Source organism: Rhizorhabdus sp. GW822-FHT03C02 (genome assembly GCF_058801765.1).
In genome coordinates, this window is record NZ_JBXANN010000008.1 from 241,935 (window position 1) to 257,372 (window position 15,438).

The window sequence follows — 15,438 nt, forward strand, 5'->3', positions numbered from 1 at the left end:
GATATGGCGAGGTTCGACGGCGCGCAGGCGGCATCGGTGCTGGAAATCCAACAGCTGATCAACGACTGGGGTTACGACCTCGACATGGCGGGCGGCATGGGGGTCGCCGCGCTGTGTACCGAGGACTGCACCTATCTGGTCGGCGGAACGCTCTATCGCGGGCATGACGCGGTCACCGGCTTCTACGCCGCGCGCAACGAGCGGGTCCGCACCCAGCAGCGCGACGGGGTGCGGACCCAGCGCCACAGCATCTCCAACTTCCGCACGGGCTTCGACGGCGCCGACCGCGCGAGCGTGACCTTCCTGCTCGTCAACTATTCCTCGGAAGGCAAGGCGCCCGCGCTCAACCTCGTCGGCCCGACGATCATCGCCGACTGCCGGATGGAGTTCGCGCGCGGTACCGATGGCGAATGGCGGATCGCGCTGTTCGACAGCACCCCGATATTCATCGGCAACGACCCGTTCCTCAACGCCTCGGTGGTGAAGAAGTAAACATCGCCCCGGCGAAAGCACGAGCGCTGGACAGCCTCTCAGCAGAATCGGCTTCCGACCGGTGGCGTTAGCTGATCTAATTTCCGTCAACGGTCGATAACGGCCGAGGAGAGCGGATGATGGGCGGCAATATCGAGCGGATCGCGATCGAATTCATCAGCGTGCTGGGGATGCACCCGGTCGAGTTCGTCCACCTCACCGCCGATCTCGGCTGCCGCCATGTCGGCATGGGGCTGACCCCGATCGTCGCGTTGCCCGATGCCCCGACCTGGTCGATGCGCGACGATCCAGGACTGCGCCGCGACGTCGCCGCCGCGCTCAAGGAACGCGACGTATCGATCGCGGTCGGCGAGGGTTTCCTGTGCTGGCCGAACACCGAGCTGCGCGATGCCGGACCCGATATCGACCTGCTCGCCGAACTCGGCGCGCGCCGGGTCAACATGGTGGCGCTCGATCCCGATCCGGCACGCTGCCTCGACCAGGCCGGCGCGTTCGCCGAGCTGGCGGGTGCGCGCGGGCTCGACGCGACGGTCGAATTCCTGCCGAACACCCCGATCGGATCGCTGCCGGCCGCGCTCAAGGCGGTCGCCGATATCGGCCGGCCCAATTTCTCGGTGCTGGTCGACATGATGCATCTGGTCCGGTCGGGCGGGAGCGCCGCCGAACTGGCAGCGGCCGACCCGGCGCTGATCGGCCATGTCCAGATCTGCGACGTGCCGCTGGTCGGCACGATGGACTATGGCGCCGAGGCCGCCGCCGAGCGGCTGCCGCCGGGCGAAGGCGAATTGCCGCTGCTCGACCTGCTCGCGGCGCTGCCCGCCGGGCGGATCATCGGCATCGAGGTGCCGATGATGTCGCGGGCGATCGCCGGGGCCACCCCGCGCGCGCTGATGGAAGGCTGCGTCGCGGCGACGCTGGCGCTGATGGACGCCGCCGATGCCCGCCGGGCCGCTTGAGGAGCAGGACGACATGGTCCCCGAAAACTACCTGCTGACCGATCAGGTCGCGATCGTCACCGGCGGCGGCGGCGGGCTCGGCCGGGCGATCGCACTCGCGCTCGCCGGGGCCGGCGCCGACATCGTCATTGCCGACATCGTCCCCGAACGCTGCGAGGAGACCGCCGAACGGGTGCGCGAGCTCGGCCGCACCGCGCTGCCGCTGCCGACCGACGTCGCCAGCGTCGAGCAGGTGGGCGCAATGGTGGCTGCGGCCGAAGCGCGGTTCGGCCGCATCGACATCCTCGTCAACAATGCCGGGGGGACCGGCTTCCGCCCGTTCATCGACCAGCCCGAGAAAAGCTGGCGGCGGCATATCGACCTCAACCTGGTCAGCATGTTCGCGGCGACCTCGGCGGCGGTGCCGGTGATGATCAAGGGCGGCCGCGGCGGATCGATCATCAACGTCACCAGCATCGAGGGCACCCGCGCCGCGCCCAACGCCGCGGTCTATGCCGCATGCAAGGCGGGGATGAACAATTTCACGATGACGATGGCGCTCGAACTGTCCGACCATGGCATCCGGGTCAACGCGATCGCCCCCGACTATACCGTCACCCCCGGCCTCAGCGGCAATATCGGCGGCCCGGTCGATCCGTCGAGATGGATCAGGGCGACCCCCGAGCAGGAAGCCGCGACCGCGCGCCGCATCCCGCTCGGCCGCCCCGGGATCGACACCGAATGCGGCAACGCCGCGCTGTTCCTCGCCTCGGCGATGGCGAGCTATGTCACCGGCATCGTCCTGCCGGTCGATGGCGGCAGTGCCGCGGCGCAGGGCTGGCAGCGGCTGCGCAAGGGCGGCTGGGGCCTGACCGAAGCGATGCTCTAGGGCCTCCGCGCCCTTCCTATCCATTTCAAGACGAGGCTGTCCGATGAAGATCAACGTCCCCCTGCCCTTCGACCGCACCGAGGACCCGACCCAGTTCCTGTCGATGGAGGCGGTCCACCAGGTCGGCGCCGCGATCGAGCGCGCGGGCTTCTACGCCGGCTGCGTCACCGACCATCCCTGCCCGACCGGACGCTGGCTCGACGCCGGCGGCCATTATGCGCAGGAGCCGTTCGTGATGCTGTCGCTGCTCGCGGCGGCGACCACGAAGATCCGGCTGCAGACCGGCATTCTCGTCCTGCCCTATCGCAACCCGTTCATCACCGCGCGCGCGGTGGCGACGCTCGACCTGTTCTCGAACGGGCGGGTCGTGCTCGGCTTCGGCGCCGGCTATCTCAAGGGCGAATATAAGGCGCTCGGGGTCGACTTCGAGAAGCGCAACGAGCTGACCGACGAATATATGCTCGCGCTCAAGGCGGCGCTGACCGGCGAGGAATTCACCTTCGAGGGCAGCGGCTATACCGCGCTCGGCAACCGCATCCAGCCGGGCGCGGTGCAGAAGCCGCACCCGCCCTTCCTGGTCGGCGGCAACGCGCCCCGCGCGATCCGCCGCGCGGTCGAGCATGGCGATGCCTGGAACCCGTTCTTCACCTCGGGGGTCGGCACCGCGACCGCGCGGACGGCCGAGATGACCGGCGCCGACGATATCAAGACCGGGATCGCCTATATGCAGGCGCATTGCGAGAAGATCGGCCGCGAGGTTCCGCCCGAAATCATCCTCGCCGGCATCAACTCGCCGGGCGAAGTGTGGACCGCGCAGGAGATGATCGACACGCTGTGCGAATATCGCGAGATGGGGGTGGCCGGCGCCGGCATCTCGATCGACGGCGCGACCCGCAACGAATGGTGCGACAATGCCGAGCGGATCGGCGCCGAGGTGATCGCCAAGCTTTGACAACGCCGCCCCTGCCTTTCGGGGGAGGGGCGAGTGCGCTGCGCTCTACCGTAATCGAAGTTTCACGCTATGGTGCGGCGATGACAGCCAAAGCCGCGACCGCCGTCCTTCCCGCCAAAACCGATCCGTCCGTCAATGTCGACGCGCGGATGGTGCGGACGCGCGCGGCGCTGCGGACCGCGCTGCTCAACCTGGTCGAGCGCAAGCCGTTCGACCAGATCACGATCCGCGACATCGTCGCCGAGGCCGGCATCGGCTATGCGACCTTCTTCCGCCATCATCCGACCAAGGCGGCCCTGCTCGAGGAAGTCGCGGCGGACCAGATCGAGAAGCTGGTCAGCCTGTCGCACCCGGTGCTCGGCGAGAAGGGCAGCTTCGCCTCCTCGGTCACCTTGTGCACCTATGTCAGCGAGCATCGCGCGCTCTGGTCGTCGCTGCTGACCGGCGGCGCCGCCGGCGTCGTGCGCGAGGAATTCATCAAGGTCGCGCTGGCGATCGCGCCGAGCCTGCCATCGGCCGAGGGCTGGCTGCCCACCGAACTGGGCGCGGTGTTCGGGGTGACGGCGACGGTCGAGATCCTCGCCTGGTGGCTGCGACAGCCCGAATTTCCGGTCGAGAAGGTTGCCGAATGCCTCGACCGGCTGGTGATGGCGCCGACGCTCGGCACCGATTGATATCGTGCGGCGCCGGAGCCATTGCCCCTGATTGATCGCCGTCGTGATCATCGCCGTTGCCGCCATGGCGACGCTTGCCGCCGCGAGGCCCGGCACGGATAGATGCGCCCCTGGAATCGCAAGAGGGAGCGGATATGGGCAAGATCGTGGTGATCACCGGCGCGGGATCGGGGCTGGGTCGGACGGTGGCGCGGCATCTGGCGGAGGGCGGCGACACCGTGGTGCTGCTCGGACGCACGCTGTCGAAGCTCGAGGCGGTGGCCGCGGAGATCGGCGACGCTGCGACCGCGATCCAGTGCGACATCGGCGCGCCCGATTCGGTGCGCGGCGCCTTCGCCCGGATCGCCGAGCTTTTCCCGGCGATCGACGTGCTGATCAACAATGCCGCGATCTACGAACCCTTCCCGATCGACACCGCCACCGACGCGCAGATCGAGGCGGCGATGACCGCCAATTTCGCGGGGCCGATCTATTGCTCGCGCGCCGCCATCCCGCTGATGGCCAAGGGCGGGCTGGTGATCAACGTCAGCAGCGAGACGGTGACGTTGAATTTCGCTTTGTTCTCGCTTTACCAGAGCAGCAAGGCCGGCATGGAGCGCTTCTCCGAGGCGCTGCGCGAGGAGGTGCGGCCGAGCGGGCTGCGTGTCACCACGCTGCGTGCCGGTCAGATGTACGACGAGACGATGTCGCTGACCATGGATCCCGGGCTGCGCGAACGCTTCGTCGTCGACAATATCAAGCGCGGCATCGATCTGCGCAGCCGGCCGATCAGCCATTTCAAATCAGTCGCGCCCCTGTTCCGGATGCTGCTCGACCTGCCCGCCGACCTCCACATCCCGCTGCTGGTCGCCGAAGCGCACAAGGTGCCCGAATGACGAAGACGGTGTCCGAGCGCGCGCCATGCTGAGCATCGCCCGCTACGGCACAAGCGACCTCGAGCGCGCCAAGACGTTCTACGACGCGATCGCCGGGCTGCTGGGCGCCAAGCGGGTCACCGATCGGCCCGAGGTGGTCGGCTATCGCGGCGTCGAGGGCGGCATGTTCCTGATCGGCACGCCCTATGAGGGCGAGACGAGCGCGGGCAACGGCACCCAGATCGGCTTCATGGCGGCGAGCCGCGACATCGTCGATGCGGTCCATGCCAAGGCGATCGAACTGGGCGGGGTGTGCGTCGGTCCACCAGGCGTGCGCGGACCCGATCCGAACGGTTTCTACGGCGCCTATTTCCGCGATCTCGACGGCAACAAGGTGATGATATTCCGGTTCGGGCCGCCCTGAACCGGGCGCGTTAATTCACCTCTCCCTCTTAGGGAGGGGTGAATCGAGTCAGGTGAACGGCCGTTCCTCGACCACCGCGAGGCCGTAACCGGCGAGGCCGATCAGGTCCATGTGGGTGTTGGTCAGCAGGCGCATGTCGTGGACGCCGAGATCGGCGAGGATCTGGGCGCCGAGACCATAATCGCGCAGCATTTCGGGACGGCCGATCGGCGTGCCGTCGGTCGAGATCGCGAAGCTGGTCAGCGCCTTGCCGGGGCTCGGGCTCACCAGCACGATCACCCCTTCGCCGGCATCGGCGATGGTGCGCATCGACGCGTCGAGCAGGCCCTTGCGCGGGGTCTTCGCGTGGATCATGTCGGCGAGCGCGTCGGGAACGTGCATGCGCACCAGCGTCGGCGTGGCCGGGTCGATCACCCCCTTCACCAGCGCCAGCGTCTCCGAATCGTCGACCCGGTTGCGGTAGACGATCGCCTGCCACTTGCCAGTCTCGTCGGTGTCGATCTCGCGCGACCAGACCCGCTCGACGAGCTGGTCGTGGCGGCGGCGGTAGAGGATCAGGTCGCGGATCGTGCCGAGCTTGAGGCCATGCTCCTTCGCGAAGACGGCGAGATCGTCGAGCCGCGCCATCTCGCCATCGTCCTTCATGATCTCGCAGATCACCGCCGACGGGTTCAGACCCGCGAGGCGGGCGAGGTCGACCGCGGCCTCGGTATGGCCGGTGCGGACGAGGACGCCGCCGTCGCGGGCGATCAGCGGGAAGACCTGGCCCGGAGTGGCGATCGACGCCGGCCCGTTGGCGGCGATCGCGGTCGCGATCGTGTGGGCGCGGCCGGCGGCGGAGATCGGATTATGTTCCGACATCGCCGCATTGATCGAGGCGGTGAACGCGGTGCCGTGACGGGTGCCGTTGGTGCGCACCATCGGTTCGAGATTGAGGTCGCGGGCGCGCTCCTCGGTCAGGCACAGGCAGATCAGGCCGCGGCCGAAGCGCGCCATGAAGTTGATCGCCTCGGGAGTCGCCATGCCGGCGGGAATGATCAGGTCGCCCTCATTCTCGCGATCCTCGTCGTCGACGAGAATGACCATGCGGCCGAGGCGGATCTCTTCGAGGATCTCCTCGGTCGACGCCAATGTGATGGACATGCACTGATCCCTTCCGATTTGGTGCCCCGCTAGACCGAAAGCCAGGGAACCTCAATGGTGGGGCTAATACGCGATCTCGAAGATGCTGACGCATCCTCGATCGATATGCTCAAGTGCCGCACGGGCTGATACCAGGTCTCGGTGAGTCAGGCTCACCAAGGCCTGGTATCAGCCTACCGCTTCATGCTCGCCGCCATCGCGGTCAGCGCATCGCGGCGCGGCATCGCGGCGAGTTGGCCGAACATCGCGCGATAATGGTCGCTGGGGATATAGACCGGGCCGTCGTCGATATGGTCGAGCGCGAGACCGGCGACGTCGTCGGGTGCCATGAGATTGGGCATCGACGTCCGGTCGATGCCGGCACGCGCGAGCGCCTCGGTGTCGGTGGCGCCGGGGCAGACGGTGAGGACCGTCAGTCCCTCGGGGGTGAGTTCGCCCCACAGCCCCTCGCCGAGATTGTTGACGAAGCCCTTGGTCGCCGAATAGCCGGTCGAGAAAGGACAGCCGATCAGCGCCTCGACCGAGCTGATGAAGACCAGCCCGCCCCGCCCCCGCGCACGCAGCCGCGGGATGAAACCATGGGCGAGCAGCATCGGCGTGTGGCAGTTGACCATGAGCATCTCGCTCATCGCCCTGGGGTCGTTGCCGGCATGATCGCCCTTCACCCCGAAGCCGGCGTTGCTGACGACGAGGCCGATATCGACCGCGGCGGTCGCGTCGAGGACCTGCGCCGCGGCATCGGGCTGCGCGAGATCGACCGGGCACAGCGTCACCGCCACGCCATGGTCGGCGCGGAGCTGGGTGGCGAGGTCTTCGAGCCGGTCGATCCGGCGCGCGACCAGCACGAGGTCGAGGCCCTTCGCGGCGAGCGCGCCGGCGAACGACCGGCCGATTCCCGACGAGGCGCCGGTGACGAGCGCCGTCGGCCCGAAACGGGTGGTGAAGTCCTGGTCGCTCATGTCATCCCCTCGTCGATGATCGCTTGTTCGGGTGCGACGATGGCCGCGCCCGGATCAGCCCGCAAGCAGCTTGCGGGTCGCCGCAACCGCACGGCCGAGCCTGATCCCCGGGGCGATGCCCGCCTCGGCCTCGTCGCGCAACGGCACCTCGAGGCTGACGACCGGCAGCGCCGGGAGCGCGGCGAGAAAAGCGGCGAGCGGCAGTTCGCCCTCGCCCGGGACCATCCGCGCGAAGGTCGCCTCGTCCATATAATCGGGATTGGCCGGCACCAGCGGCGCGTCGCACAGCTGGACATAGGATATCAGCGCAGGATCGAGCGCGGCGAGATCGGCCGGGGTCGCGCCCGAGCGGGCGAGGTGCATAGTGTCGAGCAGCAGGCCGAAATCGCGCCGGCCGACATAAGCGACGAGGTCGAGCGCGTCGGCGAGGCTGGCGATGGTCAGCACCGGGCAGAGTTCGACGGTCGAGACCATCTCGCGCGCCGCCGCCAGTTCGGCGAGCATGGCGAACTGGTCGAAGCTGCGCGCGCGGTCGGGATCGAGGCTGACCGCGTTGATCCGCTCGGCACCGAGTTCGGCGAGCAGGTCGAGATCGCGGGCCATGTCGGCGATATCGCGGCCAGCGCGGATCGTGCAGCCCTCGCCGAGCGAGATCGCCACGCCGCGATCTCGCATCGCCGCGACCATCTCGCGGCGCAGCGCCGGATCGTCGCGCAGCGACCAAGGCGCATAGCCGTGCGGGTTATAGGGTATCGTCGTCAGCCCGATCGAGATGCACCGGCAACCGAGATCGGCGGCGAGTTCGACATAGGCGACCGGCGGCAGGCCGAAGACGCTGAGCGCCTCGATCCCGAGGCGCGGCGTGGCGCGGGGCACCATCACAGCCGGCGCGGATCGACGACGGTGCGGATCGGCGCGGTCGGCCCCGACATGTCGGCTACCGCTTGCGCGACCGCGCCGAGGCCGATGCGACCGCCGAGCCAGGGCCGCACGTCGATGCGGCCGTCGGCGATCGACCCGAGCGCGAGCGCCATGTCCTCCGCCTCCTCGCCCGCCGCGAAATGGACGGTCAGCCGCTTGTTCTGCGCAGCAAAGACGTAGAAGCGCTCTTCCTCCATGCAATAGCCGCCCATCACGATCCGCGCATCGAACCCGACCGCGGCGATGATCTGCGGCAGCAGCCCGGGCAGGCCGACACATTCATAGACGAGGTTGGCACGGCGCTGACCGAGATCGGGGATCGGGTCGTAAGGCGACAGGCTGTGCGGATCGATCGCGATGTCGGCACCCATCGCGATCGCGACCTCGCGCCGGCCGGGGTGGAAATCGGCGGCGATGATCGGACCGATCCCCATCAGTTTCAGGCCTGCGATCACCCCCAACCCGATCGCGCCGCAGCCGACGACCAGGCAGACATCGTCCTTCGTCGGTCGGCCGCGCCGGGCATGTTCGAGCCCGACCGCGAGCGGCTCGGTCATCGCCGCCATATCGTCGTCGAGGTCGCCCGGAATCTCGAGCAGGGCATTTTCGTCGAGCAGCATGAGCTCGCCCCACCCGCCCGGGCATTCATGGCTGAAGCCGATCACCTTGTGGCTGCCGGCGGCGCGCATCACCGGCATCGAGGTGACCCGCCGGCCCGGCTTGACCGGTCGCCGGCTGCCCGGACCATAATCGATCACCTCGCCGACATATTCATGGCCGGGGATGAAGGGTTTCGCGAAATCGAGCGCGGCATAGGGCCCGCCATATTTGCGCGAGAGATCGATGACGTTCTGGCCCGAATGAAGGAAATGCTGCTCGGACGCGCACATGCCGCAGCTATGGGTGCGCACCAGCGCCTGGCCCGGCCCCGGGGTCGGCTCGGGCATCTCGCCGACGAGGACTTGGCCGTTTTCGATATAGGCGGCTTTCATCGAGCATTCCTCTTTATAGTCAGATGGCCGCCCCACTCTCGCCGTCTCCCCAGCGATGGCTGGGGCCCATGTCTCTCTTCACTTGCGCTGGCATTGCTTGCCTGAAGAGACATGGATCCCAGCCTTCGCTGGGACGACGAAAGGGAGGGCGATCGGCTTCTACTTGCCGAACACCGCGCGGCTGGCGGCTTCGATCGCGAGGACGCGCTGGCGGCGGTCGTCGGGGGAGGCATAGCCGAAGCCGCCCGCATCGTCGGGGCTGCCGAAATTGTGGATCGGCCCGTGCGGCAGGCGGGCGAGCCCGGCTTCGGCGACCGCCTCGGCGGTGGCGATGCCCTCGGGAACCGGCTGGCCCTTTTCGGCGAGCAGCTTGCGGAAGGCCGGGGTGTCGGTGCGGCCGAGGACGAGGGTGAGGACGTCGACCCCCTTGTCGCGCAACTCGGCCCAGAGCCCCTCGGCGAAGCACAGCATGAAGGCCTTGGTCGCGGTGTAGACCGCCATATGGCTCGACCCGCCATAGCAGGCGCCCGAATTGACGAGCAGCAGCCCGCCCCGCCCCCGCGCGCGCATCGCCGAACCGAAATGATAGCTGGCCTGGGTCATGATCATGACGTTGCGCTGGATCTGGCCGGTCCAGGCGGCGATGCCGGCGTCGAGGAAATAGGCGCCATTGTCGTCGGCCCCGGCATTGGCGACGAACAGCCCGACCTCGCGGTCGCCGACCGCGGCGATGATGCGATCGAGCGCGTCGGGCGCGGTGAGGTCGACCGCGGCAGTGACGCATTCGACCCCGGTGTCGGCGCGGATGCCGTCGGCGAGCGCGGTCAGCGGTGCCTCGCGCCGGGCGATCAGCACCGAGGGCACGCCCTCCGCCGCGAGCAGCCGCGCAAATGCCGCGCCGGTGCCTTCGGAGGCCCCGGCGATCACCGCCCACGGCCCGTATTTCTGCGCGATGCTCATCGACCTCTCCTCACCGGCCGGCTTGGCCGGCTCCCCAGACATCGTTCTACCGCCGCCGCGACATATCGAACCACTATAATCTCGGTTCATATGACATAAGGAAATTGTATAGCTCGACGACATGGAGATCAGGCGACTCAGCTATTTCGTGCGGATTGCCGAGGACGGCTCGCTGACCAAGGCCGCCGGGGTGCTGCGCATCGCCCAGCCCGCGCTCAGCCGGCAGATGCGGCTGCTCGAGGAGGAACTCGGCGTAAGCCTGTTCAGCCGGACCGCGCGTGGCATGCAGCTGACCGAGGAGGGCGAGCATCTGCGCGGATCGGTGACCGGGCCGCTGCGCGCGCTCGAACTCGCGCTGCAGAGCGTGCGCTCCTACGCCTCGCGGATCGAGGGCAATGTCACGATCGGCATGCCGTCGGCGATCGGCGACCTGCTCGCGGGAGACCTGACCTGGCGGATGGGGCGCGATTTTCCCAAGATCGCGCTGCGCATCGCCGAGGCGCCGAACGGCAGCCTGATCGAATGGCTCAACCGCGGGGTGATCGATTTCGCGCTGATCGAGGAACCGTCGAACGACGTCCGGCTGGTCGACAAGATATTGCGGCGCGATCCGCTGCTGCTGGTCGGGCCGCCGGGCGATCCGCTGCTCGGGTCAGGCCCGGTCGGCTTTCGGGCCGTCGCGGGACTGCCGCTGATCGTGCCGACGCACCATGTCGGGCTGCGCTCGATCCTCGACGCGGCCGCCGCGCGGGCGAAACTCGCGCTCGACATCCGGGTCGAGGCGGACTCGCCGCGGCTCGCGCGCCAGCTCGTCGCGGGCGGCGCGGGCTATGCGGTGCTGCCCGAAGCCTATTGCGGCGACGCGCTGAGCACGGGGCGGCTGAGCGGCTGCCTGATCGAAGAACCGGCGCTGACGCTGACGACCTGCCTGGCCTGGCGCAAAAATGGTCGCGCAACGGGCGAGCGGATCGAGGCCGCGGTGATCGAAGTCCTCGAAGGGGTGATAGAATGACGCAGACGGGACAAACTTCGCGACGGCGATCGTCACATGCCGATACCTCGGCCAGCGCTTGATCGTATCTCAAATGAGATACATATATGGTTCGAGGAGATATCTGATGGTAGCCCGAACCTCGATGCTGCACGTCCGCATTGACGACGATCTCAAGGCCAAAGCCGCCGAGACGCTCGCCAATGTCGGCCTTAGCGTGTCTGATGCTGTTCGCATCCTGTTGACCCGCGTCGCCAAGGAAGGAGGCCTTCCCCCCGGATTTACAGTCGATTCCTCAGTACATGACGCATGGTTCCGCGCGAAAGTGCAGGAGGCACTGGACGACAGGAGTCCAACGATCCCCCATGCCGAAGTCATGGATGAGGTTCAGGCCCTGATCGACAGGAAGCGGCGTGCCCGAAGCGAGGCTTGAGTGGCGCAAAGCGGCACGCACCGACCTGCTCTCGATCATCGATCATATCTCGGACGACAATCCCGATGCCGCGCATAGGCTCAAGGACGACATTGAGGCGAAAGTCGCGGCATTGGTAGAACATCCCAAACTCTATGAGACGGGCCGTCTTCCAGGCACGCGCGAGATGCTGGTCCGGCGAAACTATATAGTCGTCTACTCGGAAGACCAACTGCGGGTCACCATCCTGCGGATCCTGCACGCTGCGCAGATCTGGCCAAGCTGACGCAATTGCCTTGACCCGAGGTCGACCTCGGAAAGGGCCATGCTCGCCAGCACGGGGGCGAGACGGCAGCCCATCTAGAAAATCATCGCCGTGCCCAGCTTTGCGGTGCGGGCGAGGTCCTGGGCGCGCAGGCTGGCGGGGGCGTCGTCGGCGGGCATGTTGGCGCTGGCGAGCCGGCTCGGTTCGGTCAGCCGGGCGAACAGGGTGACCGAGCGACGGCCGATGCGCAGCGCCGCATAGTCGATGCCGGTTTCGATGCGCCACGAGGCCCGCCGGACCTGGACCGCATCGAGCAACGCCGGAGCGCTGGTACGGGCGATCCGGAGCGAGGTGCGCCATGGGCCGCCGGCCCAGCTCGCCTCGGTGGCGAGATCGCGTTCCCAGACGGCGCCGCCCGCGCCGGGCCCGACGACCGGGTCGAACCGCGCCTGGTCGTAACCGACCGACCAGAGCATGCCGGGCGCGACGCGCATCGTCGCGCGGACGGCGGCGCCGCGGACCGAAGCCGATCCGATCGTCTCGGGGAGATAGCTATGATCGCCAAAGGCGAGGCGATCGGCAACGCGGCCGCCATAGAGACTGACCGCGACATGCGCGCCGGGCGCCGGGTCGAGTTCGGCGCGCAGCCGCAGGCTTTCGCGCCGCTCGGGCCGCAGGCGATCGCGCAATGCCTCGAACTCGCCGAGGGTCAGGCCGAGCGGTCCCGTCGAGCCGGTCTCGCCATAGGCCGACATCGACTGGCTATAGCCGAGCCATAGGCCGATCCCCTGCCCCGCCTGGAGATGGAGCGACGCGCGCGGCATGAACCAGTCATGCGCCTTGAGCTTCAACCGGCCCCGCCCGACGGTGATATTGGCATTGCCGTTGCTGAGCTTGAGCGCGCTCCAGCCGGCGCGCAACGAAAGCCGGTCGTCGAGCGCGACCTCGTCCTCGAGCAGCAGCGAGGTCATCCGGCTGCGCGGAAGGACGTTGCGCGGCTGGTCGAGGAAGGCGCGAAACTGTCCGGCGAGCAGCGGCACCGCCACGAAGGCGGCCTGGGCGGTAAAATGCCGGGTCTTGCGGCGAATGCCGATGGTCGGGACATTGCCGCGATCGTCGGCGGCGATGCGGTCGAGCGGATCGAGCCGGTACCAGCCGCCGGGCAGGCCCGGCGAGGACAGGAGCGGCATGAACGGCTTCGGCGTCGGGCGCAGGATGAAAGCATCGGGCTCGGCGAGCGGAGACGCCGAGAGGCCACCATGCCCGCATAGCAGCAGCGCGCAGAAGCCGGCGATGTGGCGTGCCCGGCGCATCAGCCGACCCGCCGTACGATGCCGCGCGCTTCGGCGCCGGCCAGGCTGGTCGGCGCGCTGCGTGGCGGGGCATAGTCGATGACATAGCCGAAATGGTCGGAAAGCGGCTCACCATCGGGCTCGGAACCGAACGGCATATGCGCGAGCGCGACCGGCATCGGCGTACCGCCGATGCCGCGCGCGAACAGCCAGTCCTTGCGGCGCTGGATCGAGAATTTCATGTCGTCGCGGGTGCGGCCGTCGGCCCAGACCGCCTCGCCGAGCGCGCGATGCAGCCCACTGAGATGCGGGCGGACGAAACCGAGCCCGGCGCGCGCGAAGCCGGCGAAGAAGATGCGCGCGCGCTCTTCGTCCTTGCCGATGTTCATGTCGCCGCCGATCAGCAGCGGCGCGTCCAGCGCGACGTGACGGCGCAGGAAGGCCGCCATCAGTTCGACCTGCCGGGCATAGGCCCGTCCCGAGCGCTCGTGCGGCACCCCCGAGGCGTTGCGGGCGTTGAGGTGGGTGTTGGCGACCGGCACCGGATCGGCGATGCCAGGCACCCTGACATGCGCCAGCAGCACCCCCTTGTTGGCGAGGCAATCGAAGCCGGCGCAGGCGAAATCGGGGAAGGCCAACCGATCGACCGCGGTGATCGGATAGTCGGACAGGATGATCAGGCCGCTGCCGAACTGCTTGTCGAGCCGTTCGCCGCGATCCCAGCGCGCGGCGTCGACGAAGGCGCGATCGGCCGCGGTCGGCGCGATCGGGCTGCGCAGCGCGGTGCCGGCACCGAAGGCGACATGCGGATAACCGGCGCGCCGCGCGATCTGCGCCGCCTGATCGGTGAAGGCCTCCTGCAGCAGGACGATATGCGGCTGCCGCCCAGCACCGCGCATCGCCGCCAGCCGATCGGCGATCCGGCCGAGCGCGGCGTCGCGCCCGGTCGCGACCGGCCATGGCAGGCCTTCGACATTATAGGTCATCACCGACAGCGGATCGGTGCCGGCCCGCGCGGCGATCTGCGCGGGCGGGTCGATATGGTGGCGAACATCGCCGTTGCCCGACCCGGCGGCCGACAGCATCGCGACCCCGGCGAACAACGCTGCATCCAGATACATCTTCATAACACGATCCCCATCGTTGGGGGTGCCTAGACGATCAGTGAGTCCTGCTTATTGCGGTCAGGCTGCAGCTTCGTGAAATTTCGGGGGCACGGAGATGGCAGCTAACGTGAAGGGAAGCGGTGCCCTCAGGAACCGCGGCCTCTTCAACCGGTGCCGTATCCATGTTAAGTTCAACAAAATCGAATTTCGTTCAACATCAGGTGACATCAATGGCGAGGCGAAGCACTATAAGCCGGAAACGCCCTGAAACCGGCAGCGCTGCATCCGCAGGCGGAATCGTCCATGAGGCGCGTGTCCCTTATGAAAGCCCGGTCGATGCCGTGATGGCCGCGGCCGAGCGGTCGGGATTTCTCGACGCCAAGACCGGGCGCATCGCCGGCCGGGTCAGTCCCGCGCTGATCGCCCAAGCCAAGGCGCGCACGGGCATCGCGACCGACACCGACCTGATCGAATTCGCACTCGCCAGCGTGGCGCTAGAGGACGGGTTCGCCGAGCGGTTCAGGGCCGCGCGTGCCACGATCGATCCCGATCTGGATCTCGGTTTCTAAAGACCGATGTTCGATATCGACGGCGCGCTGCGTTGGGCGCGGTTCGATCCGGGCAGGACATTGGCGCGCAGACCCGACGACACGCTTCCGTTCGCGACCGATGCGGACATTGCCGGCTCGCCGCTGCTGCTCGACAGCTGCGTCTATATCAACCAGATGCAGGGACGCGCCCCGGTGATCGTCGAGCGGCTGATCGACACGCGCCGGATCAATCATTCGACGATCGCGATCCAGGAATTGATGCATGCAGCCGGTGTGTTGAAGCCCAATGACCCGCGTACTGTGGACGCGATCACCGCGATCCGCGAGCAGGTCAGGGCGATGCCCTCGCACCGTATATTGGCACCCGACGCCGATGTACTGGGACGGGCTGCGTTGCTGGCGGGGATGTTGTGCCGGTTGCAGGGCTATGGGAAGGATTCACGCTTCAAGGCGCTGCACGACTGCGTGCTGTTCCTGCAGGCCCAGAAGCTGGGCCTCACGCTGCTGACGATGGACGTTGCCGAATTTGACGTGCTGCTACAGCTGCTACCGGCCGGCCGGGTACTGCTTTATCGGAAAGAGGATCGCACGCCCCGGGGCCGGGGGCCGGTATAGCGACAGCGCGC

19 protein-coding genes are annotated in these 15,438 nt (G+C 67.9%); 12 read left to right on the plus strand and 7 right to left on the minus strand.

Going from position 1 to position 15,438, the window contains the following annotated elements; genetic code table 11:
• The first annotated feature begins 3 nt into the window (after positions 1-3).
• The 7 genes from AC1RM6_RS20160 (at position 4) to AC1RM6_RS20190 (ending at position 5,220) form a co-directional block, all read left to right on the plus strand.
• On the plus strand, positions 4-492 hold the full coding sequence (locus AC1RM6_RS20160) for a nuclear transport factor 2 family protein (protein ID WP_493104499.1): 489 nt from the start codon (positions 4-6) through the stop codon (positions 490-492).
• Between the two features lie 119 nt (positions 493-611).
• The gene (locus AC1RM6_RS20165; protein ID WP_493104501.1) at positions 612-1,448 is read left to right on the plus strand and encodes a sugar phosphate isomerase/epimerase family protein; all 837 of its coding nucleotides are present in this window, start codon (positions 612-614) and stop codon (positions 1,446-1,448) included.
• Positions 1,429-2,316, plus strand: coding sequence for an SDR family NAD(P)-dependent oxidoreductase (locus tag AC1RM6_RS20170; protein WP_493104502.1), 888 nt, complete (start codon positions 1,429-1,431; stop codon positions 2,314-2,316). The genes AC1RM6_RS20165 and AC1RM6_RS20170 overlap by 20 nt, the downstream gene beginning before the upstream one ends.
• Positions 2,317-2,359: 43 nt before the next feature.
• A complete protein-coding gene (locus AC1RM6_RS20175; protein ID WP_493104504.1) occupies positions 2,360-3,268 on the plus strand; it encodes a TIGR03619 family F420-dependent LLM class oxidoreductase in 909 nt (302 codons plus the stop codon).
• Between the two features lie 80 nt (positions 3,269-3,348).
• Positions 3,349-3,942, plus strand: coding sequence for a TetR/AcrR family transcriptional regulator (locus AC1RM6_RS20180; protein ID WP_493104505.1), 594 nt, complete (start codon positions 3,349-3,351; stop codon positions 3,940-3,942).
• 134 nt (positions 3,943-4,076) lie between these two features.
• Positions 4,077-4,817, plus strand: a complete 741-nt coding sequence (locus tag AC1RM6_RS20185; protein WP_493104508.1) for an SDR family oxidoreductase — start codon at positions 4,077-4,079, stop codon at positions 4,815-4,817.
• A 25-nt stretch (positions 4,818-4,842) separates the two neighbouring features.
• Positions 4,843-5,220: a VOC family protein gene (locus AC1RM6_RS20190; RefSeq protein WP_493104511.1), complete on the plus strand. Its 378-nt coding sequence runs from the start codon at positions 4,843-4,845 to the stop codon at positions 5,218-5,220.
• A gap of 48 nt (positions 5,221-5,268) precedes the next feature.
• On the opposite strand, the gene ribB is transcribed toward AC1RM6_RS20190, so the two are convergent.
• The 5 genes from ribB to AC1RM6_RS20215 form a co-directional block, all read right to left on the minus strand.
• Positions 5,269-6,363, minus strand: a complete 1,095-nt coding sequence (gene ribB / locus AC1RM6_RS20195; RefSeq protein ID WP_493104513.1) for a 3,4-dihydroxy-2-butanone-4-phosphate synthase — start codon at positions 6,361-6,363, stop codon at positions 5,269-5,271.
• Positions 6,364-6,536: 173 nt separating this feature from the next.
• A complete protein-coding gene (locus AC1RM6_RS20200; RefSeq protein WP_493104515.1) occupies positions 6,537-7,322 on the minus strand; it encodes an SDR family NAD(P)-dependent oxidoreductase in 786 nt (261 codons plus the stop codon).
• A 54-nt stretch (positions 7,323-7,376) separates the two neighbouring features.
• Positions 7,377-8,198 carry a sugar phosphate isomerase/epimerase family protein gene (locus AC1RM6_RS20205; protein ID WP_493104517.1) on the minus strand — a complete coding sequence of 274 codons (822 nt, stop codon included), beginning with the start codon at positions 8,196-8,198 and terminating at the stop codon, positions 7,377-7,379.
• A 2-nt stretch (positions 8,199-8,200) separates the two neighbouring features.
• The gene (locus AC1RM6_RS20210; protein WP_493104519.1) at positions 8,201-9,235 is read right to left on the minus strand and encodes a zinc-binding dehydrogenase; all 1,035 of its coding nucleotides are present in this window, start codon (positions 9,233-9,235) and stop codon (positions 8,201-8,203) included.
• A 159-nt stretch (positions 9,236-9,394) separates the two neighbouring features.
• Positions 9,395-10,195, minus strand: a complete 801-nt coding sequence (locus tag AC1RM6_RS20215; RefSeq protein ID WP_493104521.1) for an SDR family NAD(P)-dependent oxidoreductase — start codon at positions 10,193-10,195, stop codon at positions 9,395-9,397.
• 121 nt (positions 10,196-10,316) lie between these two features.
• On the opposite strand from AC1RM6_RS20215, the gene AC1RM6_RS20220 reads away from it, so the two are divergent.
• The 3 genes from AC1RM6_RS20220 (at position 10,317) to AC1RM6_RS20230 (ending at position 11,884) form a co-directional block, all read left to right on the plus strand.
• On the plus strand, positions 10,317-11,207 hold the full coding sequence (locus AC1RM6_RS20220; protein WP_493104523.1) for a LysR family transcriptional regulator: 891 nt from the start codon (positions 10,317-10,319) through the stop codon (positions 11,205-11,207).
• Between the two features lie 106 nt (positions 11,208-11,313).
• Complete coding sequence (locus AC1RM6_RS20225; RefSeq protein WP_493104525.1) at positions 11,314-11,619, plus strand: type II toxin-antitoxin system RelB/DinJ family antitoxin; 306 nt, start codon at positions 11,314-11,316, stop codon at positions 11,617-11,619.
• The gene (locus tag AC1RM6_RS20230) at positions 11,600-11,884 is read left to right on the plus strand and encodes a type II toxin-antitoxin system RelE/ParE family toxin (protein ID WP_493104527.1); all 285 of its coding nucleotides are present in this window, start codon (positions 11,600-11,602) and stop codon (positions 11,882-11,884) included. Before AC1RM6_RS20225 ends, AC1RM6_RS20230 begins: the two co-directional genes overlap by 20 nt.
• 74 nt (positions 11,885-11,958) lie before the next feature.
• Here the strand turns inward: AC1RM6_RS20230 and AC1RM6_RS20235 are convergent, their stop codons facing one another.
• Both AC1RM6_RS20235 and AC1RM6_RS20240 read right to left on the minus strand, forming a co-directional pair.
• Positions 11,959-13,176: a TonB-dependent receptor domain-containing protein gene (locus tag AC1RM6_RS20235; protein ID WP_493104528.1), complete on the minus strand. Its 1,218-nt coding sequence runs from the start codon at positions 13,174-13,176 to the stop codon at positions 11,959-11,961.
• On the minus strand, positions 13,176-14,282 hold the full coding sequence (locus AC1RM6_RS20240; protein WP_493104529.1) for an endonuclease/exonuclease/phosphatase family protein: 1,107 nt from the start codon (positions 14,280-14,282) through the stop codon (positions 13,176-13,178). Before AC1RM6_RS20240 ends, AC1RM6_RS20235 begins: the two co-directional genes overlap by 1 nt.
• A 323-nt stretch (positions 14,283-14,605) precedes the next feature.
• Here AC1RM6_RS20240 and AC1RM6_RS20245 point away from each other — a divergent pair, with 323 nt between their 5' ends.
• Positions 14,606-14,830 carry a hypothetical protein gene (locus AC1RM6_RS20245; RefSeq protein WP_493104531.1) on the plus strand — a complete coding sequence of 75 codons (225 nt, stop codon included), beginning with the start codon at positions 14,606-14,608 and terminating at the stop codon, positions 14,828-14,830.
• Between the two features lie 6 nt (positions 14,831-14,836).
• Positions 14,837-15,427, plus strand: coding sequence for a type II toxin-antitoxin system VapC family toxin (locus tag AC1RM6_RS20250; RefSeq protein ID WP_493104533.1), 591 nt, complete (start codon positions 14,837-14,839; stop codon positions 15,425-15,427).
• Positions 15,428-15,438: the final 11 nt, after the last annotated feature.